This window comes from Mucilaginibacter sediminis, assembly GCF_051903035.1.
Lineage (GTDB): Bacteria > Bacteroidota > Bacteroidia > Sphingobacteriales > Sphingobacteriaceae > Mucilaginibacter.
The window spans coordinates 4326924-4352598 of sequence record NZ_CP170602.1; the positions used below are offsets into that span (position 1 = coordinate 4326924).

Below are 25675 nucleotides of genomic sequence, written 5' to 3' on the forward strand. Positions count from 1 at the left end.
TATCTGTAAAACCCCAATGGCAAATTTAATCAACACCTTGCTTATTGAATTTTACACGTATATTTATGTCCTCCTTAAGTAACTGTTTATCTTTTATTTACACCTTAATCACCTTACCATGGAAACTAAACGCGACTGGCTGGATTACGTAGATATTATTGTTAAAATACTGGGAGGGACCATCCTTGTTGGTGTGCTATCTGTTTTAGACAGCACCAATAAACTTAAACAGCAGGAGATAGATAATTCATTAAAATATGGCGAGTTTACCAAATCGTTAATGCAGGACCTGCTTACGCAGGATTCATCTCATTTAAAAAGCGATGTCGCCCTTATTACCTTAAACCGTACCATCGGGGAGCGAGATCCCAAATTAATTGCAGATTTAGGCGCAAGGATAATTGAAAATTTTTTGGAGGACAAAGTACAAAGCGACCGGAGTACCATGCGCACCATAGTTGCCATTGTTAAAGAACGCGATACCGCTACCTATAATGCCGTTAAGGTTTTGATTGACGACTATAACAGCAAGGCAGCCGTTGTAACGCCATTAAAAAACGAAATGGCAGTTAAGGACACGCAGAGCATTGTACAAAACATTACCGATAAATCATGGGCCAAACTAACGCTTATACCCGCAAAAGCTACCGTTTTTATCCAGGTGAACAACCGTAATGACAACACCCTTGCGTTGGCCGGGAATTTACAAAAAGAATTAAATGACAAGGGTTTTAATGCCCCCGGAATTGAGGCCATTACAAAATTCCCGTTTCAAAACTCCATCCGGTATTTTTATACTTCGGATGAAAACGCCGCAAAACAAGTCCAGGCCTATGTGCAAAGCGTTTTAAAACTAAACATTAAAATACAAAAGGTAAATAATTACAAAACGCGAAACGGCCTTATTGAACTTTGGGTAAACTTGAATTAGGCTGCTTTGTATTCAAGCATTTTCTTGCCAGTGAGGGGCCATCTTTTGGGGTAATAAATTTAAAAGACGATTCCCGGCCACAACGCCAGAAAAAATAAGCAAATCACTTTTGCGCCACTGCCATCTTTGTGCGGAAATCTCTTAACTCAACAGCATTGTAGAAGCCCACGGGCGAACGAAGAGCAGCCATGAACCATGATCTATCAACTATAAGCCAAAAAAACTATTTCAGCAAGTGATAAACAATAAAACTGGCCGAGTATGCCAGCACCGTCATATAAGCAAATTGCGCCGCGGGCCAGCGCCAGTTTTTGGTTTCGCGGTATACCACGGCCACTGTACTGGCGCATTGCATGGCGAAGGCATAAAACATCATCAGTGAAAAAGCCACGGCCAAAGTAAATACAGGCTTGCCTGTATCGGGGTTGGTGGCGCTATGCATTTTTTGCTGAACAGATTCCATCTTATCTGCGTCGCCTTCTACGCTGTAAATAGTGGCCATGGTGCCCACAAAAACCTCGCGGGCGGCAAAGGAGCTGATGAGGGCTATCCCTATTTTCCAATCGAACCCTAAGGGCTTAATAACGGGTTCAATTACATGGCCAAAAACGCCGGCATAGGAGCTTTCCAGTTTCTCGGATGCGATAACTTTACTCAGGCTATCGGCTGTCATGGTTTTGGTATACCGGGACTGGCTGTAGGTTTTATCTATTTGTGCAAACTTATCGCCTGGGCCGTATGACTTTAATACCCATAATATAATAGATACCGCTATAATCACTTTACCGGCCTGCAGCACAAACGTTTTAGACCTGTCATACATCGTAAATGCCACATTCTTCCACCTGGGCATGCGGTAAACGGGCAGCTCCATAATAAAATAGCCGCGTTCGCGGGCCTTCAGTATAAATTTCATTACAAAGGCAACAGTAATAGCCGAGACGATACTGAGCAGGTACATAGCTGTTAACGCCAGGCCTTGCAGGTTAAAAAGCCACCAAACGTTACGGTTGGGTACCACAAGGGCAATCAATAACGTATAAACCGGTAAGCGGGCCGAGCAGGCTACCAATGGCGTAACCATGATGGTAATCATCCTGTCTTTCCAGTTTTCGATATTACGGGTGCTCATAATTGATGGCACGGCGCAGGCAAAGCCACCAATAAGTGGCACTACCGATTTTCCGTTAAGCCCAACTTTACGCATCACCTTATCCATCATAAACGTAACACGCGACATGTAGCCCGTATCTTCCAATATCGATATCAGCGCAAACAAAATGGCTATCTGGGGTACAAAAACCAACACGCCGCTTAGGCCGGCCAATACGCCATCAACCAATAAACTAACCAGCGGACCAGCCGGCAACACCTTGCTTATGGCGTTTTGCATCCACAAAAACAAATCGCCGATGAGTTCCTGCGGATAAGCCGACCAGGAAAATATAGCCTGGAAGATGAACAACAGTATGGCAAAAAATATTATAAAGCCGAATATTTTGTGCGTTAATACTTTATCTATTTTATTGCTTACGGTTTCGTCATGGGCTGTTTCCGGCTTTTTAACCGTATCGTATAGCAAATCATTTATAAAATTATACCTGGCAATGGTTTCAGTAGCCTGAGCTTTTTGCGAATGGAAAGAATGCTCTTTTTCCAGCTGTTCAACACGCTCACTTTCCCGGGTAGTTAAAAAACCAAGCGTTTCGTGCTGGTGGGCCAGCTGCAGGGCAAAATATGGATTATCTATTTTGTACTCGTTTTGTATTTGCGCTATAAGTCCGGGAGCAATAGCTTGTACATCAATGGTATCTTGCTGCAGGGCAACTTTATTGGCGTAAGCGATAGTTGTTTTAAGCTGATCAATCCCCTTTATTTTACGGGCCGATATAGGCACCACAGGTACGCCCAACTTCTGTGCAAACAGGTTTACATCAATTTTAATACCCGCTTTTTCGGATACATCAATCATGTTGAGGGCAACTACAACCGGAATTTTCAGATCGGCTATCTGGGTATACAGCAGCAGGTTGCGTTTAAGGTTGGATGCATCCAGGATCACCACAATTAAGTCGGGCACCATGTCTTTGGCTTTATCGGCCAAAACAGAAAATACAATAGATTCGTCTTTACTTTTGGGGTAGATGCTGTAGGTGCCGGGCAAATCGATGATTTCGGCGGAACGGCCATCGGGCAGCAGGCAAAAACCTGTTTTTTTGTCGACCGTAATCCCTGGGAAATTTCCTATTTTTTGATTAAGACCGGTTAAAATATTAAACAGAGTTGATTTACCGGTGTTTGGGTTTCCTACAAGCGCAACTCTTATATCGGCTTTCAATGCTTACAAAAACTACTGCAAAATAATAGTGGAGGCCTCAAATTTACGAAGGCTTAACTGGTAGCCCGAAACGTGAATAGCTATAGGGTCGCCAAGGGGCGCTATGCGCGAAATTTTAATTTCTTCACCCGGTAAACATCCCATTTCCATCAATTTAACCGACATTTCAAGGTCGGTAAATTCTTTAACAATTCCTGTTTCGCCTACTTCAAGTTGTGAAAGTGTCATCGTATAAAATTAACCTGAGCAAATGTAAGCTTATTTATATTAAATCCAAATAAAGAAACCTTGTCGTCGTAGATTATTTTTAAATTTGAGGATTTGAAAATTTGAAAATGATTTTGGGATGATGTAAAGTCGAAAAAGATGCCAAGGCACGACATTTTCAAATCTTCAAACGGCGCAGCCCTCAACAGAGTTAATTAACAAATTTTCAAATTGTAATGAATGTTGATAACTCCAAACGTTGGGCAACCGCATCCTTTTTTGAAGATACCGCATGATGAAAAACCAACGAGCAGGACTGCCGCTCCTATAATGATTAGTTTACTTTTTTTCATTACCCATTGCACTTACTGTCAGCATAACACCAAAAATACCCATACATATACCCAGCCCGTCGCAAAAGAAATCGCTCCATTCGGCGCTGCGCCATGTAAAAAACTCCCATTGCAATATTTCAATTAAACCACCAAAGGCAATCGCGACTATAATTATTATTAACGCTCGTGTATACGATAATGTCGTTGGGTTTTGTTGCCTTATGGCTCCATTGCAATACAATACAACCAATGTAAAAAACAAACCCGTGTGTGTAAGCTTATCAAAGCCCTTAAAAAACATAGGTGAGTCGCCTGCCGACCCCATGTTAACCGAGCAAATTATCAAAATAAATAAGGCCCACAAAATTGCGGACCCCTGATATTTTAGTGTTGCTTTCATTAAGCGCCAACGACAGATTTATAGTCGCCGGCAGATAAAAGGCTTTCAAGTTCCGAAGCATCGGCAACTGTTATTTTCACCATCCAGCCTTCGCCGTAAGGATCAGAGTTTACCAGGTCGGGCTGGTTGTTAAGGGCAGGGTTAATTTCGGTAACCGTACCGGTAACAGGCATAAACAGGTCTGACACTGTTTTTACAGCTTCAACGGTGCCAAAAACAGCATCTTTAGCAACTTCTTTCCCTAAGGATGCAATGTCAACATAAACAATATCGCCAAGCTCGCTTTGCGCAAATTCGGTAATGCCAATTGTAGCTTCATTGCCTTCAACTTTTATCCACTCGTGGTCTTTAGTGTACTTTAATTCAGCGGGAAAATTCATGTTGTTAAATTTTATGTGCCCAAAAATAATAAAAATTAGGCTATAGCAATAATTAAAGATTTATTGGGAGGCAGAAGTATTAAGTCGAAAGTTTTTAGTCGTAAGTCTCGGGTATGATTTTCCTGCTTTCGACTTTGGGCTTAAGACTTCCGACTAAATACTACCTAATAATTCCGGCAGTATCGTTAAAGGGTCAACCGTATACCAGGTTACTATTTCTCGCTGTAATCCGTCACCTGGGCACTTAGGATTTTTATTCGGTCGAGTATAGAAGTATCGGCATTTTTGCGGTATAGGTCAAGGAGTTTATTAACCCGGCTCTTATCCGCGTTTTTAATAAGTTTTTGAGCCATTAACTGGCTAATAGCATTTAGCACACGGTATTCTACGTGTTTCCAGGTTACCTGGTCTGCGTACTGCAGCAAACGATCAAGGTCGCCGGGTTCGGGTTTGGCGATGATCAGCGTTGCAAGCGCCACAATAAGCCCCTGGTTAAAGGATGTAGCGTTGAGCTCCAGGATCTCATCCTTGGTAATCTTATTGGTTAATGCATAAGCAGCCATGTTGCCCGCGCTGGCATTTTTCAGGCGCACACGGGTACCATAATCACCAGACTGGATATTCATATAGGCATCTGCCTGCGCCTTAAGGTTGTCAAGGTTGGCTTGTTTATCGCCTGCAACCGTGGCCGGCGCGTTCTGAATGAGCGACTGGGTAAGCATAGACTGCCCGGCTTCTACGTTTTCAATTTTTGCCTGTGCTGTATCAATTTGATTTTTTAGTTCGGTTAGGGTAGCAGCCTTATCTACCTCCCTGAATTCGGCAGCCAGGTAAAGGCGGGTAACCAGGTAACCAAACAAAAAGCCAACCACAAAGTAACCTATAACAAGCCCGTATGCAAAAGCCATAGCAGTGGGCGCTTCGGTTTTACCTGCTTCATTAAGGCCCGTGGCAAAGGCCTGCGCTATGCCTTTTAAATACGGTGGAATTTTGGTAAGCTTTACCAGCCCCAAACCAACTATTATTTTGGTAAGCCAATCTGATATATCAGAAAGATTGGTATTAACTTGCTGGCGGTAATTTTCGGTACCAGCGGGCGTGCCGGCATTTTGCACTACCTTGGGGACGCCGAAAAGGAACCCAACGAAACCGCCGCTAATAGTACAGGCGATAATCCACTCAACCGCCGTCATGGCCGCCTGCACATTATGCGCCCAAATAAGCGCACTTATAAACCCAAGCCCAAAAAATGTTGAACAAAAATAAAGTACCGGTAATATTTTTTCACGTTGTCTTTGGTCTCTTTCGATGATGGCGCGATCCATAATTGCAGGGCTTTAGATTTAATTGACTAAGTAAAATTAGTCGCTCCCGGGTGAATATTGCCACGTAAAACTACGTTATCACAAAGGTATTTTTACGGATTATACGCTCAAAACACTACACTATCTCATTGAAAATCAGACCAAATGTGATTAAATCCCTAATGCCGATACCGCACCGGCAATAACCGTTGTTTAATCAAAACAGAACGATTTTGCTTTGAATACTCATGATTTAAACTGCATAGTCAAAACCATATTTTATAACAGGCATCCACCCCTGTTAAATCAAAAAAGCCCTGTTCCATCATCCGGAACAGGGCTTTCATTAATTAAATAAAATAATTTTATTTCAGTGTAAAACCTGTTTTTCCCATAGTACTGCCATCAGCATAAAGCAAAACGGTGTATGTGCCTTTTACAAACGGAGGTGTTGGGTTAACCCAATCAATGGTATACTCGGTGCCATCATCTTTAAAATCGATGGCTGTTTTGTAAGTGTATTGCAGGTCGGCGTTATCGGCGCTAAAAGTACCGCCATCGGGCGCGGTTATCAGGTTGCCGGTAGGGTCAATAATGCGCACGTAAATATCGTGCATGGTTTTATTGGCCAATGTATTGCTGGCAACTGTAAAATTAATCTTTATCTTTTTGGCAGGCCCGGCACGGGTTACGTCAACCTCTTTACCGCTCCCCTTTATTTTATAGGCCACAATATTTGATGTGGCCAGCTTTAACGCCTGGGCCACTTTTACCTTGGCATCCAAATCCTGGTTTTGCTTGGTAAGGGTATCTGCTTTTTTTGATACCGTGGCCAGGTTGTTCTTCAGCGTATCCCGCTCTGTTGTGAGCGTGGCATTCTGTTTATGCAGCTCTTCAATATCGGCAGTGTATTTGGTTACAAAATAACGCAGTTGTTTAACATCTTCTTCGGCTTTTACCAACTCGGCCTTAGTAAGCTTACCCTTGGCCAATTGCACTCTTAAAACTTTAATTTTTTCTTTTAATGAGTCATTTTTGGCTATCATTTCGGCCGACATTTTGGCCTTTCCAGCATTTACCAACTCAACCTGGTGTTCAAGGCTATCCAGGTCTGCTTTTAATTTGGTTTGTTCGTCCTGTTGGGTAACTATCCGCACGTCCGACTTATTTTTCTGCAGGTACAAATACACATCAGTACCTAACAAAGCCAAAACCACCACAATCAGAAAATAAATTACGTTTGAATTTTTCTTAGGTGGTTGCCCATATTGATTTTCCATAGCAATTAATTATTTAAAGTTTAAATACAGTTTAAAACGGCTGGTGTTTTAAAAATTTACCGTTTAACCGGGATGTTAATGTACAAGCATATTCATATTAATTGATATTACATGCTTTTATTGCAATGTTAACTGTTTTTTTTGTGGTTAACTCTTTAGCGATATTAAACGTAAAAAGGTTAAAAATATGATTTTCAAAAAAATGCAGGTTGAAAAATGTATTGGTGACGGCTAAAATTAAGCACAAAATGCCAAAAACACAACATGCAAGCAAATTTTATAAGTTATAATAAAACACCTGCAATGTGAGTTTTATATCTTTGCAGCTTTAATAAATCGGCTTTAATGCATATATCCCGCTATATTTTACTATTGATATTTACCCTGTTTATTATAACAAGCGTTAGTGCGCAGCCGGCCGAACCGGCTAATGCCCCGGCCGCTGTTAAAACCCAACCCAAGCGCGAATTCAGGGGCGTTTGGATAGCTACTGTTGTCAATATCGACTGGCCAACAAGTACCAAACTTACCATGGAAAAGCAAAAGCAACAATTGCTGGATATCCTGAATTCGCACCAGGAAACCGGGATTAATGCCATTATGCTACAGGTAAGGCCCGCCGCCGATGCCCTTTATGCCAAAGGCCGCGAACCATGGTCAAAATATTTAACCGGCAGACAAGGCCAAAATCCGGGTTACGATCCGCTGGAATTTGCCATTACCGAAGCCCACAAACGCGGCATGGAACTGCATGCCTGGTTTAATCCGTACAGGGCTACTTTTGATGGCAATTTTGCTTTGCTAAGTCCGCAGCATATTACCCGTATAAAACCAGACTGGTTTTTTACTTATGGGGGCATCAAAACTTTTAACCCCGGCCTGCCCGAAGTGCGCGACTATATTGTGCAAGTAATATTAGATGTGGTAGATAATTATGACATAGACGGTGTACACATGGACGATTATTTTTATCCATACCCTATTGCCGGCCAAAAAATAAACGATGAGGGTACCTATGCCAAATACGGGCAGGGGTTTGATAATATAAAAGACTGGCGCCGCCACAATGTTGACCTGCTGATAAAGATGATTGCCGACAGTGTACACGCGCATGATCCTAACATTAAATTCGGCATCAGCCCCTTTGGCATCTGGGCCAATAAGTCACAAAATGACGAGGGATCTGAAACCAATGGCGGCTCATCCTATTACGAAAACTACGCCGACTCACGCAAATGGATGGAAGAAGGTTGGATTGATTATATAAACCCGCAGCTATACTGGCCAATTGGCAACCGGGCTGCCGCTTTTGATAAATTATTAAGCTGGTGGAGCGATAATACCTATGGCAGGCATCTTTATATAGGCCAGGCCGCCTACCGTATTAACGAACGTAAAACCCTGGCCTTTAAAAACCCAGACCAGCTGCCCAACCAGATAACCCTCATCAGGAATAACCCGAGGGTGCAGGGTAGTGTGTATTTTAGTTCCAGTTCGCTTACAAATAACCCCCTGGGCATAACCGATTCGTTGCGGGATAATTATTACCGGTACCCTGCCCTCCCACCGGTAATGCTCTGGCGCGATTCGATAGCGCCCAATCCGCCTCAAAATGTTACGGCCCGCCCGGGCTTAAAAGGTGGCGTAGCTGTAAGGTGGCAAGCCCCGGCACTGGCTAAAGACGAAGAACCTGTTTACGGCTACGTGATATACCGTTTTGATAACGAGAAAATAAATATCGACGATCCGAAAAACATTCTCAAAATTCAATACAATGCCAATCCCGCTTATGATGATACTGCCGTACAAAAAGGAAAAACCTATTTTTATGTAGTAACGGCGCTTGACAGGATGAAGAACGAAAGTGAGCGGTCGCCAACCATAGCGGTCACGGTGCCGTAGGAGTAAGCCTAATGTCATTAGGTAAAAAAAGTAAGCACAAATAATATAGAATAACGAATTTCGAATGTCCGACATCGAAGTTTGCCTTCATTATTCGATATTGGACATTCAGTGTCCAATATTAAAATCGTTGTTAATTTGATAACATTGCGGGCACACCGGCGGATTAATTGATGAACTGCTTTTGACTAAGCCGTTCAAGATAAATATCTATCTCGCTATCGCCCATGCCATATATTTTTTCTGTCGACCAAAATGCATGGTACATTTCGGGCTTGGTTTTTACACCGCTGTTATAAATGTCAAGCAGCTTTTGTTCAATGTGATTTAGGCCGTTTGCATTTAGCCGTAAGCGTTTTAAATGCGCAAGTAGCGCCGGCTTCAACAGGTGTAACGCGCCCCAGAAGGAATTTTCATTAAGCCATTGTTCCAATTCATCGGCATTGCCGTTAACGTATAAAGGCCAGGCTTCGGCCGCCAGCTCGAATTCCCAGTCGCTCAATTGTTCGCGGCTGTCATACAGGTCTTCCAGTTGATCGCCGCTTAACTGGCCAATGCCTCTAAAATCGTCGATGCCGGGAAAATCGTTGGGGCAAATCAGGAATACAGCAGGCGCCGACATATTGGTTTGCTGGTTAAGCATGCACATTACGCCCAACAGGTTTACCTGGCAATGCAGGTCGAACTCAAACCAAAGGTTAACCTCATCATACTGGCCGTTTAGTTTACCCAGTTCGTCAATCACCTTATGCTGATATTCTTCTTCCGGCTCGTTAAAAGTTTTCTTGATCCACCTGGATCGATTGCTCCAGAAAGTGCCCGACGAGATGTTTTCCTGCAATGGACCTTCGGATAAAACCTCGCGCCAAACCATTACATCGCCATCAAGGCCGGTTTGGTTAAAGCTATGCAGCGTTGAATCGCCGTTAAGGATATGAAGAATGTTACTCATAGTAGCTGGTTATATACAAAACAACAGGTTTTGTTATAGATTGATGCGTTTTTTTTTAAATATTTTTGTTGGCCATGTTGATTAAAGCGTTCAATAGATTTTTGAAATTTTTGTTTGGGAATATTTGATTAAATTAGCCCCACCCAAACCCTCCCCGGAAGGGAGGGCTTAATAAAAACTAAAAGACTAACTAAAAGTCTCCCCTACCGGGGGAGATTTAGAGGGGGCCTATGCAACTAACCATTCCATCTATATCCAACTTACCCCAGGCAGCCCGGGCTATTATTGAGCATGCCGGCAATAACCGTATTTTTTTATTTTACGGCGATATGGGCGCGGGTAAAACCACACTGATCAAAGAATTATGCAAGGCGCTGGATACCACTGATAATATCAGCAGCCCTACCTTTTCTATCGTTAACGAGTACCATACCGCAAAAGATAAAATTTATCACTTTGATTTTTATCGCCTTAAAAATCAAACCGAAGCGCTGGATATGGGCTATGAAGAATATTTTTACGGGGGCGCCTACTGCTTTATTGAATGGCCGGAAAAAATCCCAGACCTGTTGCCCCCACATTATTCAAACATAACCATTAAGGTGTTGGACGATGGCGCAAGGCAGGTCGGCGTCGAAAATATTTAGTTTTAGGATACATCCTTTTTTCTTATCTTCATCAGCCAGAAAAAAACATATACATGAGTTCAGGGAAATACAGTGGGTTTTCGGATGTTGCCAAACAGGCCATGATGCAACCCCAGGAATCAATGCTGGAGGTTAAAACCAAAAAGAATCAATTATTTATTGGCATTCCCAAGGAAATTTCCTTCCAGGAAAACAGGATTCCGCTTACCCCCCTTTCAGTTGCGTTGTTGGTTAATAACGGGCACCAGGTAATGCTGGAAAGCAATGCCGGGCAGGCAGCCAATTTTAGCGATAAGGATTACAGCGAGCAGGGTGCACTGATTGTTTATGATACCAAAGCGGTTTACGAGGCCGATATCATCATTAAAATTGCACCGCCTATGGTGCAGGAAATTGAAATGATGAAACATGGCCAGATCCTGATCTCGGCCTTGCAGCTCGCCACCCTTAAGGCCGATAGTCTGCATGCCCTCATGAAAAAAAATGTTACCGCCCTGTGTTTTGAGCATTTACTTGATGAAGGCGGCTCGTTAACCGTGGTAAGGGCCATGAGCGAAATAGTTGGGGCCACATCAATACTGATAGCCGCAGAATATTTAAGCAATGTTTTTGAGGGTAAAGGCCTGATGCTGGGAGGCATTACCGGTGTACCGCCCACCGAAATTGTAATATTAGGCGCGGGCACCGTTGGCGAATATGCCGCGCGCACAGCCATATCATTAGGTGCCGAAGTAAAGGTTTTTGATTCATCAATATACAAACTGCGGCGCCTGCAAAACAACATTGGAGCAAGGGTATTCACTTCGGTGGTGCAGCCTATCGTGTTAGAAAAAGCCATTACCACCTGTGATGTGGCCATTGGCGCCATCCGCGCCGAGGATGGCCGCAGCCCGTGTATCATATCCGAAGCAACAGTAAGCCGCATGAAACGAGATTCGGTTATCATCGATGTGAGTATTGACCAGGGCGGGTGTTTTGAAACCTCGGAGGTTACCAACCATACGCACCCCGTTTTCCGCAAATATGATGTTATCCATTATTGCGTGCCCAACATCGCTTCGAGGGTTGCCCGTACTGCCACCTATGCCCTCACCAATATTTTTGCCCCCATTTTGCTGGATATAGGCGAGCAGGGCGGTATTAAAAACGTGATATGGCAAAAATCGGGCGTACGTAATGCGGTATATATTTACCAGGGGCAGCTCACCAATAAGTACATTGGCGAGCGGTTTTCAATTCCATGTAAAGATCTTGACCTGCTCATCGTATCGCACAGGTAATAGTATGATGCATTATTGCCTGCTTGCTTTTGTTTTACTTAGCCTCAATGCCGGTGCCCAGCGTTATAAGTATATTGACAGCGCCCGCGTTTGCGGCATTGCAGGGTATAAAGCACAGGTGAGGGCCGATTCAAATAAGCGCCTGGTTGAAATTATAAAATACGTCCCGGCCATAAAACTGGATATCCGCTATGCCACAACAAACAACTTTATGCATCGGGTTATGTACAGGCAAGCTAAGGCATACGCAAGGCTGCCGGTTGTAAAAGCTTTAAAGGATATTCAGGCTGATTTAAAAACACGGGGACTTGGCCTAAAAATATTTGATGCTTACCGGCCATATTCGGTCACGGTAGCATTTTACGAAACCACGCCCGATATCAATTTTGTCGCCAACCCCAAATTCGGCTCCAAACACAACCGTGGCTGCGCTATCGACCTCACGTTGATTGACCTTAAAACAGGAAAAGAACTGGATATGCCCACAGGCTTTGATAGTTTCAGCAAAAAGGCGTCGGCTAATTACGCCGGTGCAACACCACAACAAATGGCTAATCGCGAGTTACTTAAAACAATTATGCACGCACATGGCTTTACGATATTACCCACCGAGTGGTGGCATTATGATTTTGACGGGTGGCGCAATTATCAACTGGCCGATATTCCGTTTACGGCATTATAAATTTAACCGGAATTAATTTAAAGCGACAAAGGCATTATAATTGCTCGCCAATCGCAGGAGGGCAATAAAATGATTAATATGGTAAACATGAAAGTTATCAGCAAAGAATATTTAAAACAGCTTTGGAAAGTATTAATAGCTACCTTCAAGGGCTTTGCAAGTGATAACGGGCTAAAACTAAGCGCCTCGCTGGCTTATTACACTGTTTTTTCCATAGCCCCGCTGCTAATCATCATAATATCAGTAGCCGGCCTTGTTTTTGGCCAGGATGCAGCTACTGACAGGCTTTATCCCCAAATAGCCCATTATGTTGGTTCGGGGCCTGCATTGCAAATTCAGGATGCACTAAAGCACCTGGCGCTCTCGGGCAAATCGGGCCTGGCTGTGGTAATTGGCACAGTTACCTTATTATTGGGTGCCAGCAGTATTTTTATCGAGATACAGGATTCATTAAATACCATCTGGCGGGTAAAAGCCAAACCTAAAAGTGGTTGGGTCCAATTGCTTAAAAATCGTTTTGTATCTTTTTCGTTAATTATAAGCCTGGGGTTTTTACTGTTGGCAACGCTTACAATAAACCTCGTACTTGATGCTTTAAAGGGAAGGATAGCACATTTTTTTCCAATTGTAACAGGGTTTCTGCTGAAAGGGGTCAACCTCGCGCTCACCCTTATTGTGATAACTACCTTGTTTGGCATTATCTTCAAGTTTTTACCAGATGTAAAGATTAAATGGAAAGATGTACGGTCGGGCGCGTTTTTTACCGCATTGTTATTTATGCTGGGCCAATACCTGATCAGCTTATACATCCAATACACCGCCCAGGGCTCGGCTTACGGCGCAGCCGGGTCCATAATAGTTATCCTGGTTTGGATCTATTATACATCTGCCATACTATACATTGGTGCCGAATTTACGCAGGTATATGCCGAGGCCATCGGCAGCCACATTGAACCGGCAGATTACGCGGTATCGGTACAACAAACAGAGGTAGAACGCCATGTAAAAAGTTTACCACCCCAAAACCCGCAATTGCAGGGGCATTTGAAAAAGGAAGAAAGTAGTAAGTAGTAAGTAGTTAAGGACAGTAGCAAGTAGTTAGTATCAAGTAGCAAGATTTTGACTTCCGGATTGATTCGATATGCGCAGCCATCTGATACCTCCCTTCACAATATATTCACCAATTCTTCGTATATTCGTGTATTAATTTATTAATAAAAAAATGGAAATTAAAGATCCTGGATTCGAATACAAAAATGTAATCCAAATAACAGAACAAGACGCATCGCGTAAATTTATAGCCAATGTATTTTTATGGATGTTTGTGGCTTTGGGCATATCTGCCATTTGCGCTTATGTGTTTTCTCAAAACCAAGCCTTATATCAAATGCTTAGGGACCCGGAAACCGGCCGTAATACAGGTTTAGGCACATTAGTAATGTTTGCTCCGCTGGCATTTGTTTTAATCATTTCTTTTGGCTTTCAGCGCCTTTCATATGCTGTTGCGGCCTTGCTATTTGTAGCTTTCTCTGCAGTAATGGGCGTTAGCTTAAGCTACATTCTCATTATTTACACCACCAGCTCTGTAATTGGAGTGTTTGTTACAGCATCACTTGTTTTTGGTATAATGGCAATTGCCGGTTATACTACAAATACCGATTTAACAAAATTTGGCTCACTGATGATAATGGGGCTGATAGGTATAATTATAGCATCGTTGCTTAACATGTTTATAGGCAGCACCCAATTGGAATACATTATTAGCTATATAGGCATTGCGGTATTTGTTGGCTTAACGGCCTATGATGTTCAAAAACTGAAACGCATTGGTGCCGGCCTTGAATATGGCGATGCTTCTGCAGGAAAAATGGCGCTATTGGGCGGCTTAACCTTGTATCTTGATTTCATCAACCTTTTCCTGATGATCCTGCGTTTATTTGGCAGAAGAAGATAATAAGCAACCAATATTTATTATTTAGAAGCTGCCCCGCAAAGGCAGCTTTTTTTATGCACATAAATTTACTTAGCGTACACATAGCCGGCCATATAAACTATTGCATTTTACCGCTTTATTATGCACCTTTGCAGTGCTTATGGAGAAAGACGGAGGGATTAGACCCTGCGATGTCTTAGCAACCTGTGCTTCACAAGGTGCTACATTCTACCCGGCCGGCTAAACAGCCCCTGGAAAGATAAGCGAAAGTCAATTGAACACCCGACTTTTCGATGTAAGCTTTTTTTATAGTTGGCAGTTTTGAGTTTGCATTTTGCAGTGTTTCGTTCTTGATTTGAACAATCACCACAATTTGTAATTTTCATCTGCCTGCTGCAAACTGGCTACTGCCAACTGACAACAATGGACATTAGAAAAGAATTAGAAAAACGCATCCTTGTAATTGACGGGGCAATGGGTACCATGATACAGCGGTACCAGCTTACCGAAAAGGATTTTCGTGGGGAAAGGTTTAAGAATCACCATAGTGACCTGCAGGGGAATAATGACCTTTTAAATATTACACGCCCGGATATCATCAAAGCTATTCATGCCGAGTACCTGGATGCCGGTGCCGATATTATCGAGACCAATACCTTTAGTACACAAATTATTTCGTTGGCCGATTACAAGCTGGAAGAGTTGGCCTACGAATTAAGTTATGAAGGCGCGCGTATTGCCCGCGAAGTGGCCGACGAATACAACCAAAAAAATCCATCAAAGCCGCGTTTTGTAGCAGGTGCTATCGGGCCAACCAACCGTACAGCGTCCTTATCGCCAGATGTTAACGACCCCGGTTACCGTGCCGTTACCTTTGATGATTTGGCCAATGCTTATTATGACCAGGTACGGGGTTTGGTTGATGGCGGATCGGATTTATTATTAGTTGAAACTATATTTGATACCCTGAACGCCAAGGCGGCCTTGTTCGCTATCAATAAATACGCCCACGAGTCGGGCAAGCATTTGCCTATCATGATCTCGGGCACTATTACAGATGCCTCTGGCCGTACCCTATCAGGGCAAACGGTAGAGGCCTTTTGGAATTCTATCCGCCATGCCAACCTGTTATCGGTAGGTTTAAACTGCGCTTTGGGTGCCAAAGAAATGAGGCCGCATTTGGCCGAACTTTCTGAAAAGGCTGATGTATTTATATCGGCATATCCTAACGCAGGGTTACCCAACGAGTTTGGCCAGTACGACGAAACCGCGCATGAAACCGCACACCAGGTTGATGATTTTATTAAAGCCGGGTTGGTTAATATCGTTGGTGGTTGTTGTGGTACTACGCCCGAGCATATCAAATGCATTGCCGAAAAGGCAGCCAAATACCCCCCAAGACTTATCCCCCAAATTGAACCCGACCTGCGCCTGAGCGGCCTGGAAGCGGTTACCATAAAGCCCGATAGCATTTTTGTAAACGTGGGCGAGCGTACCAATATCACCGGTTCGCCAAAGTTCTCAAAACTTATTTTGGCCGAAGATTATGAAGCTGCTTTAGCTGTTGCCCTGCAACAGGTAGAAGGCGGTGCCCAGGTGATCGACATCAACATGGACGAGGGCATGATCGATTCGGAAGCGGTAATGGTGAAATTCCTGAACCTGGTAGCATCCGAGCCGGATATTGCCAAACTGCCCATCATGATCGATTCATCAAAGTGGACGGTTATTGAGGCTGGTTTAAAATGCATCCAGGGTAAGGGTATCGTAAACTCCATCTCGCTTAAAGAGGGCGAAGAAAAATTTATAGAGCAGGCCCGCAAAATCCTCAGCTATGGCGCCGCCACAGTTGTAATGGCATTCGACGAAACCGGCCAGGCCGATTCGTTACAACGCCGTATCGAGATATGTAAAAGATCATATGATATCCTGGTTAACGTGGTTGGTTTCCCTCCGCAGGATATCATTTTCGACCCCAACATCCTAACCGTTGCAACCGGTTTGGAGGAACATAACAATTACGCGGTTGATTTTATTGAAGCCACCCGCTGGATAAAACAAAACCTGCCGCATGCCAAAGTGAGCGGCGGGGTAAGTAATATCTCCTTCTCGTTCAGGGGGAATAATGTAGTGCGTGAAGCCATGCACTCCGCATTTTTGTACCACGCCATTGGCGCCGGTATGGATATGGGTATCGTGAATGCAGGCATGCTGGAAGTTTACCAGGAAATAGATAAAACTCTGCTTGAACTGGTAGAAGACGTACTGCTTAACCGCCGCGACGATGCTACTGAACGCCTTGTTGAATATGCCGATACCATAAAAAGTAAAGGCAAAGAGGTAGTGCGCGATGAAGAATGGCGCAAAGGAACTGTACAGGAAAGACTATCGCATGCCTTGGTAAAAGGTATTATTGAATACCTGGATGACGATGTGGAAGAAGCCCGCCAAACTTACAGCAAACCACTGGAGGTTATAGAAGGCCCCCTGATGGACGGAATGAACATAGTGGGCGACTTATTTGGCGCAGGCAAAATGTTTTTGCCACAGGTAGTAAAATCAGCCCGCGTTATGAAAAAGGCGGTGGCATACCTGCTGCCATTTATCGAACTTGAAAAACAACGGGTTATTGATGCCGGTGAAGATAGTAGCGGCAGCCGTGCCAATGCCGGTAAAATATTGATGGCTACCGTAAAAGGCGATGTGCACGACATTGGTAAAAACATTGTAGGTGTAGTATTGGCCTGTAATAATTTCGAGGTTATTGACCTGGGCGTAATGGTACCGGCACAGCGCATTATTGAAGAAGCTAAAAAACAAAATGTTGATATTATCGGCCTTAGTGGTTTGATTACGCCGTCGCTGGATGAGATGGTCCATTTTGCTAAAGAAATGGAGCGCGAAGGTTTTACAATTCCGCTGATTATTGGCGGGGCTACTACCTCGCGTATTCACGCGGCTGTTAAGGTTGATCCGCATTACTCGGGCGCCGCAATCCACGTGTTGGATGCATCGCGCAGTGTTACTGTATGCAGCAGCCTGATGAACCGCGACGGCCGTGATGCCTATATTCAAGGGATCAAGGAAGAGTATGCCAAATCGCGCGAAGCGCATTTGAATAAAAAATCGGACAAGCGTTTTGTTACCATCGACCAGGCAAGGCAGGCCCGCTTCCAGATCAGTTTGGATGGTGATGTAGCACCAAAGCCAACGTTTACCGGTACCAAAGTATTTGAATCATATCCACTGGAAGAATTAGTTCCATATATCGACTGGACACCCTTTTTTCACACCTGGGAATTGCGCGGCAGCTATCCTAAGATATTTGCCGATAAATTTGTGGGTGATGAAGCCAAAAAGCTTTTTGACGATGCACAGGTATTGTTAAACAAAATAGTAAAAGAAAAATTGCTGCACGCCAATGGCGTTATCGGGTTTTGGCCGGCCAATAGTGTTGGGGACGACATTGAATTGTACACTGATGAGAGCCGCACAACTTTATTAACCCGCATTCACACCCTGCGCCAACAGGCCGAAAAGGTTAAGGGCGACCCGTATTATGCACTATCAGATTTTATCGCACCAAAAGAAAGCGGCGTGCCCGATTACTTTGGCGGCTTTGCTGTAACCACGGGCATAGGCTGCGATGAACTGGTTGCCGAATTTGAGGCCGACCATGACGATTACAACAGCATTATGGCCAAAGCCCTTGCCGACCGCCTTGCCGAGGCCTTTGCCGAAAAAATGCACGAACTGGTACGTAAAGAATACTGGGGCTACAGCAAGGGCGAACAACTAAGCACCGACGATTTAATCAAAGAGGAATATCAAGGCATCCGCCCGGCTCCAGGCTATCCTGCCTGCCCGGACCATACGGAAAAAACAACCCTGTTTGAGTTGCTAAAAGCAGAAGATAACGCCAAAATGCACCTGACGGAGAGTTTAGCGATGACACCGGCGGCATCGGTCAGTGGGTTCTATTTCGCGCATCCTCAGGCCAGGTATTTTGGACTTGGTAAGATAAGTAAGGACCAGGTGGAGGATTATGCTTTGCGAAAAAAACTTCCTTTAGAAGAGGTTGAACGCTGGTTAGGTCCAAACATTAATTATTGATAGTAACAAACAAACCGTCATTGCGAGGTACGAAGCAATCCCCAACTATACAGGGCGGATTTGCAAATCGGGGATTGCTTCGTACCTCGCAATGACGGATATAATAAGAAACTCGTACCAGAACAAACAATGAAAATAACGGAACATATTGCTAATGCAAAAGGCAAAACACTTTTTTCTTTTGAACTTATTCCTCCTTTAAAAGGGCAGAGCATTCAAGGTATTTACGATGCTATTGACCCGCTGATGGAGTTTAAACCACCGTTTATTGATGTTACATCGTTGCGCGAGGATTTTATCTACAAGCAACATGATAACGGCTTATTAGAGAAGCTGAGCTATCGCAAACGCCCGGGCACTATCGCCATCTGCGCGGCTATCATGAATAAGTACAAGGTAGATACCGTTCCGCATTTGTTGTGCGGTGGTTTTACCAAGGATGAGACAGAGAATGGCTTGGTCGATCTGCAATTTTTAGGTATCGAGAATGTATTGGTTTTGCGTGGCGATGCACGCCGGGGTGATGCTTCATTTGTGCCAACGCCTAACGGCCATAACTATGCTACTGATTTACTGCAGCAAGTGGTAAATATGAACAACGGCATTTACCTGCATGAGCATAACGACGATAGCCTGAAAACCGATTTCTGTATCGGCATTGCCGGCTATCCCGAAAAGCATTTTGAAGCACCAAACCTTAAAACCGACTTTAAATACCTGAAACAAAAGGTAGATATGGGCGCGAATTTCATCGTTACACAAATGTTTTTTGACAATCATAAATATTTTGATTTTGTAAATAATTGCCGGGCCAATGGAATCAATGTTCCTATTATACCGGGCTTAAAACCTGTTACCAATTCAAAACAGTTAATCGGTTTAGCAAAAACCTTCCATATTGATATGCCCGAAGATTTATGCGACGCGGTTAACGGCTGCAAATCAGAAAAAGATGTGCGGGATATCGGTGTGGAATGGATGATAAAACAATGCCGCGAGTTAATGGCTTTTGGTGTGCCTGTGCTGCATTTTTACACCATGAGCAACGCAGGCCCGACTAAGAGGATAGCGGAGGCGATTTTTTAGGGGGCTGTAGGATTGAAACGTTGTTGTTCATGCTTTATTTAAAAGGATGAACAATGGCCTATTTTATTCTCAACCCGGCAAGGCCAAAATTCAATATCTTTCCAACGTTTGCCTCTTCCGAAAATATCTTGATGCCCCTTTGGCTCATACTTATTATTTGAACCTTGACGAACACATTTTCCGGACTATTTATGAAGTATTTTTCAGTGATCTTTCCTTTTAGGAATAAATCTTTTTGAGCGTTAAATGTCCATTCATTATTGGGGCATTGGTATTGAACAGCGTTCATATTATTGTAGCTGGTGTCGACAGGCATATAGATCTTAACTAAATCACCGACCTTTGATTTGCTATAGAATGCAACTGCTTCTTTTCTTTCTTCTTCAGCGCAATCAATTACAAGCTTCCAATACGCTTTATCTTCCTCAACTTGTCCGTTCAGGTCAATATCCTTTTTATTAAGGCTCCTGTGCAGCGAGGTTAAAATTATAGACGACATGTCATCGGCGCTATGTACTCCAATTGAGACGAAGTATTTCACTAATGCTGTGTCCCGTCCTCCTCTAATCCAGTGGTTCCTGATCCATAAACCTTTCCCAAAATGTGAATCAGTTACTGCATCACGCTCTGGCTGTTTTTTAAAACGTTCCAGGTCACTTGCTGGCCAGTCTTGCTTAAGGTATAGTAACGCTTCACTTAAATTTCGTGGCAGCCTTGCGGAAGCGTTATGTACTTCAGAATTACAACTTGTAAGCCCTATTGCACATGCAAAAAATAATAAGCCCAGCATCATGGTTTTCGTCATAACATAGCGTTTTGTATTAAATGGCGTTTACTGTCTTATCTATGGTATTTTCCAAAAATAATTCCAATCACCAATTGGCTAAACAATTTGTCTTTAATATCCTAATTCATGGCAATGCCGCATCACAATTAAAATTTTTGCTTTAAATCCATCTCTCAAATATCTACATTTAACTATTACCATCCACATTGCTATCTATGGATTTTTTCAGCCACATCAAATCTGTTATTGGTATTATACTGGGCCTTAGCATTACCCATTTACTCAAAGGGGCTGCTAAGCAAATTCAGCATCCGGGGCGCAATAAACCTTATTGGGTGCACAACCTTTGGGCCTTTTACATGTTCCTGTTGCTGCTGCATTTTTGGTGGTGGGAGTTTAACCTGCACGATATTAAACACTGGCTGTTCCTGGAGTATTTTTTCGTGATATTTTACATCGTAATTTATTACAGCGTATGCGCCCTGCTATACCCCGAAGACCTGAACGATTATAAGGATTACAAAGATTACTTTTATTCGCGCCGCAAATGGATATTCGGCATATTAGGGGCAAGTTACCTGTTAGATATGGTGGATACTTTTATAAAAGGGCAGGCTTATTACAGCCACTATACGTTGGAATACCCCATTCGTAACATTAGTCATTTTGTGTTATGTATGGTTGCCATGAAGGTGGATAATAAGGTATTTCACTCCGTGCTGGTAATTGTGTTCCTGGTATATGAGTTTTCCTATATACTACGATTGTTTTAATACAAAAAGGGTATCCCGGTTAAGCGATACCCTTATGTATAGATAGATTTAATTACTTGCAAAAAATAACCTGGTTTGTTTTTACATAATCGTTCCAGTCGCCTGTGGTTAACTTACGTACAGTGTTTAGGGTTAAACTGTAAGCGCATGACGGCCAGGTATTAAATGCCGGCGACAGGGCTGCAGTTGCAAGGTTATATACCGCGGCATCTCCCCTTGGCACATTGCCCGATGGTAAACCAGATACACTACCTATCGCGTTCGACCATATGCCGATGTTCCAGCTGCCTATCAATTCATGGTCAACTGTATAATCAACATGGGCTTGTGATTGTACCGGGGTACAACCGCTACCGCCACCGGCAAACAGCTCTTCCAGTTTAAGCAGGCTTACCTCGTTCCAGTTGTTTACATATATTTTACCGATGATAGATTGTGTTTTTAAATTGGTAGATGCAGGATTGGCCGGATCATCCGTGGTTTGAAACTTAATATACAGCATGGTGCCGTTTTTTTGATTTGCCGCGCCAACCGGGCTGCCAGGGGTTAAACCGGCGCTGGCATCGCCACCGCCAATAATGGTATTGGTGTTTAGTAAAACCAGCGGGCCGTAAAAACCATTGTCAAGTGCAGGCTGATCAACCCTTATCCAGCCATTGGCGTCGGGATGAAGCACGTGATCGGCAATTGGGCTGGGGAAATTATCGGCCGGTATGCTATCCGGTACCGATGCCGGCTGTCCAAGATCTATCATTACATTCTGAAATGCAGGGCCACCATTCCACGTAATTTGGCGGGTGGCAACTTTAAGCTGCGTAGGGTCCATCTGGGCGGCGGTAACGGGGCTGTAATTCACGTTATCCAACGAGTATAAAAAGCGGTAGTGTAATGCGCTTGCAGGCGCTGTCGGTACTTTTTTGGTTGCATAGCCAACCAGGTTTACCGAGTTAAAGAAACCATAACCTACGCCTCCAACGCCCGATTTTGTGGTAAGCGTTTTGCCGGTGGCATCAATATCTGAGGTGATATTGAACTTGCCTACCGATGTAAACCAGGGCACATCGCTGGTATAAATGCCGCCATCTTTTATGCAAAGTTTTACGCAGAAACAATTATGCGCGTTATGCCTGTCGGTTTGGCGGCCGCGGGTACGATCTTCCTGCAACAAAACGGCACCCGACGAAGATTCCACTCTGAAATAATAATCCGGGCCGGCGGGCCACTCTACATTTAAAAATGGCGAAAGCAGGGTTTGCCTGAAATTGGCGCCCGGATATACGATGGTGAATTTGCCATTGCTATCTGTATAGGCATTACCCAAAGTATCGTCCTGTATCAGGTCCACATCGTAGGCAAATACTTTAACACCTGATAATGGCTTTTTAGTTTCGCAGTCGGTAACTATTCCGCAAACCACCCAGATATCTAATAAGGTAAGGATCCGGCAAAACCATTTAGGGTCTATCCTGTATTCAAAAAAAGCAACCTGCCCGCTTTCGGTTTGCTTGAAAGCCGGTTGCAGGGTAGTAATATGAAACTGCAGCGAAAGATCTTTTTTAGGCCCCGGTCCTATTTTTATGGGGGTATTGCCGCAATACCAGTCAACATCTACCGTGCCTCCATCGTAGCCGCTTTTGTCACCTATCTCAATCACAAAATCGCCGTTATCCTGGAGTTTGCCTTCGGCTATAAATAGTTTTTCTTTTTCTTTCAGTTCGGCATCGGTAACCTGGTGAAACGTTTGTTTGGCATCGGCCACGGCCAGGCGGGTTTCGTTGGCCCTATCGAAGGTCTTGTAAACCTTTACCGAGTTGCCCGATACCGGCAGCTCGCAATCAGAACATAGCAAACCGCGTAGGTTGCCTTTAATAGTAAAGCTCATAGGTTTTTGTTTTTAGATTTTTTCTTCCCGCCTACTCTTTGATTGGATTTTCGGCATGCTCCATAACTTTTTACAGCCCTGCTGTTTGAACCGCTGTTTTGTTATGTCAAAGGTTTCACTAAAAAAAGCCCTTATCAACGTTGCTACTACTGTTTTAGGCCCTATGATTGTACGCGATTGAAAACGTACTACTACAGTTTTTGCTGCGTAGAAATACGCGGAGGTATGATATTTAAAACAATGTTGTTGGGTTTGTGGGAAATATTGAAAATTTAATTTCGCGCAAAGGCTACCGGGATCACTAAGAGGTTCCTAAAGAAAAAACAGACCGTCATTGCGAGTACATATCAGGTCAAATCCGAAAAAAATCGTTATGACGTGCTACGGATATAGTTAAACGAATGTACTAAACTCCCATCATTGCGAGGTATGAAGCAATCCCGAACTATGTGGGACTGAGTATGTCGGGGATTGCTTCGTTCCTCGCAATGACGGATATTTAACACTGATAGTCAACAACTTACAAGCACATCCTTATAAGCTATTGATTATCAGATGTATTTTCATCCCCTTGTCGAGAGAGGGCGGGGTGGAAAGTGCGGTACCAGGTTTCTTTTAGCACCAAAGTGTACTGTACCGGTAAAAGTGATACACCCTGACACATCCTGGTACGGGGTGGCACGCCCTGGTACACCATGGTACGGGGTGGTACACTACTGGGGTTAATATTTTTAAGTAAAACAAAACAATCAGCGAGAAGTGCTTGGGGTCGCAGGCAGGGGTGTGTTTTTCCGCGTTTCATTGCACGTGCATAAACACACCTCTCCGCCCTCTTGAAAGGGGAATTCGCAAAATCCTGATATCTACCTTATAATGACGTGATTGTAAATTATTGACTATCAATATCAAATATCCGCCACTGCGAGGTACGAAGCAATCCCGACAAGCTAAATCCCGCATAGTTCGGGATTGCTTCGCGCCTTACAATGACATGGTTTTAAGTTGTTGATTATCATTATAGAAATCCGTCATTGCGAGGTACGAAGCAATCCCAGACATGCTAAGTCCCACATAGTTCGGGATTGCTTCGTACCTAGCAATGACGGTAGTTTAGAACATTTGTTTGCCCGTATCTGTTGCACGTCATCCCCATTTTTTTTCAGGGATATCCTGATATGTACTCGCAATGACGCGTGGTTTTTTGCTTCATTAGAAGTATTGAAAGATACATACATCAAATTTAGACGGCTTTTAACAAAAAAATAAGCAAATCAATTTTCGCCTCGGCGCCTTTACGCGAACCCCCTTAAACGCAAAAAGCGCCTTTTCCTACGGAAAAGACGCTCTCTTTATCTGGAAGAAATATTTATTGATATAAGTAGGTATTCGTTAAATGCTGCATTGCTTCCTGGAAAAGGCTGTAAGCCGTAACCTCATCGTTATTATTTATGGAAGCAATTGACGTTTGGATATACCTGTCATAAATTTCTTTAAATATAACGGCCTTGTTTTGTTCCTTATCAATGGCTTCAAGCAGAGATGCAGAAATTGTATAATATTTTTCAATTTCGGCGCCGTTGAGTTTTTCCTGTAATATTTTATCTCTGAAACCTCTGAGTACATTCAACTGGTTATCGGCTTCTTTACCGGCAAAATTGGTTGCTATACGGGTAAGGGCGCAAGGATCTGAACTGGTGCTACCAGGACAACCGGCAGATCCAGGGCATGGCATTGATTGATCGCCTATTAAGAAAGCATTCGTTTCTGGATATATTAGCGCTTTATAAGGATAATTCATCTCGATATTGTATCCAAAAGTATAGATTAAGTTATCATTACCAGCCTCTTCAGCAAGCGCCGTCAATAATTTTCTGCCTAAAAACGATCCCCGGTTAATTTTTGTGTAATGCATGCCCGCATCAAGCTTCTTAAAGTTAAGCACGTGGTTAAAAAGTACTTGCCAGGTTTTCTCTAATGAAATCACCTCGCCTGTATTGGTGATAAAGCCATCCTTATTAATAATGGCATTTGGTAGGCTGTTGTTCATGGTGTAATTGGCAGGTATGAGCACCAGTATTCTTGATGATGGGTCATTTACATCAGTAAGGCCATTCATGAATTTAATGCCCGATACATTGCTGTCACTAAGAACAGTCTCAACGGCCAATTTAGACAAGTTCACAAAACGGGCTTCTGATGGAAATTTAGTTCTGAAGTTCTGAGCAAGTTCGCGATAATAGTCTTCCGTAATGAATTCACCTACAGTGGTAGGGTCAAGCACGGTACTCAACATTTCTGTTTTCATTTTAATTGGTTTATGGTTTTTAATTTGATTAATTACTTATGGATGTATATTAATACAAATGCAATGTAATATATAATTATTATAATACCTCATTTCGCACCGATTAATAATTGTTAATATTTGTTAAAACCAAATTCCAGGCTGTTATTTCAATTTTA

General features: G+C 43.3%; 20 protein-coding genes and 1 riboswitch. Of the genes, 10 read left to right on the forward strand and 10 right to left on the reverse strand.

What is annotated here, in order from left to right; translation table 11 throughout:
- The first annotated feature begins 118 nt into the window (after positions 1–118).
- Positions 119–931 (forward strand): hypothetical protein, encoded by an 813-nt coding sequence (locus ACFGVS_RS17655; protein WP_439694934.1) that lies wholly within the window; start codon positions 119–121, stop codon positions 929–931.
- Between the two features lie 223 nt (positions 932–1154).
- Here ACFGVS_RS17655 and feoB read toward each other — a convergent pair whose 3' ends face one another.
- The 6 genes from feoB to ACFGVS_RS17685 form a co-directional block, all read right to left on the reverse strand.
- Complete coding sequence (gene feoB / locus ACFGVS_RS17660; protein ID WP_439694936.1) at positions 1155–3269, reverse strand: ferrous iron transport protein B; 2115 nt, start codon at positions 3267–3269, stop codon at positions 1155–1157.
- Positions 3270–3281: 12 nt separating this feature from the next.
- On the reverse strand, positions 3282–3497 hold the full coding sequence (locus tag ACFGVS_RS17665; RefSeq protein ID WP_090640265.1) for a FeoA family protein: 216 nt from the start codon (positions 3495–3497) through the stop codon (positions 3282–3284).
- 318 nt (positions 3498–3815) lie between these two features.
- Positions 3816–4211, reverse strand: coding sequence for a VanZ family protein (locus tag ACFGVS_RS17670; protein ID WP_439694938.1), 396 nt, complete (start codon positions 4209–4211; stop codon positions 3816–3818).
- Entirely contained in the window at positions 4211–4591 is a 381-nt protein-coding gene (gene gcvH, locus ACFGVS_RS17675) for a glycine cleavage system protein GcvH (protein WP_090640254.1), read from the reverse strand. The genes ACFGVS_RS17670 and gcvH overlap by 1 nt, the downstream gene beginning before the upstream one ends.
- A gap of 212 nt (positions 4592–4803) precedes the next feature.
- Positions 4804–5916, reverse strand: coding sequence for a hypothetical protein (locus tag ACFGVS_RS17680; RefSeq protein ID WP_090640251.1), 1113 nt, complete (start codon positions 5914–5916; stop codon positions 4804–4806).
- 344 nt (positions 5917–6260) lie between these two features.
- Positions 6261–7175 (reverse strand): hypothetical protein, encoded by a 915-nt coding sequence (locus ACFGVS_RS17685; RefSeq protein ID WP_439694940.1) that lies wholly within the window; start codon positions 7173–7175, stop codon positions 6261–6263.
- A gap of 345 nt (positions 7176–7520) precedes the next feature.
- On the opposite strand from ACFGVS_RS17685, the gene ACFGVS_RS17690 reads away from it, so the two are divergent.
- Complete coding sequence (locus ACFGVS_RS17690) at positions 7521–9077, forward strand: glycoside hydrolase family 10 protein (RefSeq protein WP_090640244.1); 1557 nt, start codon at positions 7521–7523, stop codon at positions 9075–9077.
- A 166-nt stretch (positions 9078–9243) separates the two neighbouring features.
- On the opposite strand, the gene ACFGVS_RS17695 is transcribed toward ACFGVS_RS17690, so the two are convergent.
- Complete coding sequence (locus tag ACFGVS_RS17695) at positions 9244–10029, reverse strand: DUF1835 domain-containing protein (protein WP_439694941.1); 786 nt, start codon at positions 10027–10029, stop codon at positions 9244–9246.
- A gap of 230 nt (positions 10030–10259) precedes the next feature.
- Here ACFGVS_RS17695 and tsaE point away from each other — a divergent pair, with 230 nt between their 5' ends.
- From tsaE to metF, 7 genes are all read left to right on the forward strand, one after another.
- Positions 10260–10676 (forward strand): tRNA (adenosine(37)-N6)-threonylcarbamoyltransferase complex ATPase subunit type 1 TsaE, encoded by a 417-nt coding sequence (gene tsaE / locus ACFGVS_RS17700; protein ID WP_090640237.1) that lies wholly within the window; start codon positions 10260–10262, stop codon positions 10674–10676.
- A gap of 53 nt (positions 10677–10729) precedes the next feature.
- Positions 10730–11956 (forward strand): alanine dehydrogenase, encoded by a 1227-nt coding sequence (locus ACFGVS_RS17705; RefSeq protein ID WP_090640234.1) that lies wholly within the window; start codon positions 10730–10732, stop codon positions 11954–11956.
- Between the two features lie 4 nt (positions 11957–11960).
- Entirely contained in the window at positions 11961–12638 is a 678-nt protein-coding gene (locus tag ACFGVS_RS17710) for a M15 family metallopeptidase (protein ID WP_439694943.1), read from the forward strand.
- 87 nt (positions 12639–12725) lie between these two features.
- Positions 12726–13709 (forward strand): YihY/virulence factor BrkB family protein, encoded by a 984-nt coding sequence (locus ACFGVS_RS17715; protein WP_439694944.1) that lies wholly within the window; start codon positions 12726–12728, stop codon positions 13707–13709.
- Positions 13710–13860: 151 nt separating this feature from the next.
- Positions 13861–14592 carry a Bax inhibitor-1/YccA family protein gene (locus ACFGVS_RS17720; RefSeq protein ID WP_439694946.1) on the forward strand — a complete coding sequence of 244 codons (732 nt, stop codon included), beginning with the start codon at positions 13861–13863 and terminating at the stop codon, positions 14590–14592.
- 134 nt (positions 14593–14726) lie between these two features.
- Positions 14727–14837: riboswitch (SAM riboswitch) on the forward strand.
- Positions 14838–14994: 157 nt separating this feature from the next.
- Positions 14995–18684 carry a methionine synthase gene (gene metH, locus ACFGVS_RS17725; protein ID WP_439694947.1) on the forward strand — a complete coding sequence of 1230 codons (3690 nt, stop codon included), beginning with the start codon at positions 14995–14997 and terminating at the stop codon, positions 18682–18684.
- Positions 18685–18813: 129 nt separating this feature from the next.
- Positions 18814–19770, forward strand: a complete 957-nt coding sequence (metF, locus tag ACFGVS_RS17730; RefSeq protein ID WP_439694949.1) for a methylenetetrahydrofolate reductase [NAD(P)H] — start codon at positions 18814–18816, stop codon at positions 19768–19770.
- A gap of 58 nt (positions 19771–19828) precedes the next feature.
- Here the strand turns inward: metF and ACFGVS_RS17735 are convergent, their stop codons facing one another.
- Positions 19829–20575 carry a DUF6794 domain-containing protein gene (locus tag ACFGVS_RS17735; RefSeq protein ID WP_439694951.1) on the reverse strand — a complete coding sequence of 249 codons (747 nt, stop codon included), beginning with the start codon at positions 20573–20575 and terminating at the stop codon, positions 19829–19831.
- A 197-nt stretch (positions 20576–20772) separates the two neighbouring features.
- Between ACFGVS_RS17735 and ACFGVS_RS17740 the strand changes: the two genes are divergently transcribed.
- On the forward strand, positions 20773–21330 hold the full coding sequence (locus ACFGVS_RS17740; RefSeq protein WP_090640216.1) for a hypothetical protein: 558 nt from the start codon (positions 20773–20775) through the stop codon (positions 21328–21330).
- A 52-nt stretch (positions 21331–21382) separates the two neighbouring features.
- On the opposite strand, the gene ACFGVS_RS17745 is transcribed toward ACFGVS_RS17740, so the two are convergent.
- Together ACFGVS_RS17745 and ACFGVS_RS17750 are read right to left on the reverse strand one after the other, a co-directional pair.
- Complete coding sequence (locus ACFGVS_RS17745; RefSeq protein ID WP_439694953.1) at positions 21383–23212, reverse strand: hypothetical protein; 1830 nt, start codon at positions 23210–23212, stop codon at positions 21383–21385.
- A 1366-nt stretch (positions 23213–24578) separates the two neighbouring features.
- Complete coding sequence (locus ACFGVS_RS17750) at positions 24579–25517, reverse strand: hypothetical protein (protein ID WP_439694955.1); 939 nt, start codon at positions 25515–25517, stop codon at positions 24579–24581.
- Positions 25518–25675 lie beyond the last annotated feature (158 nt).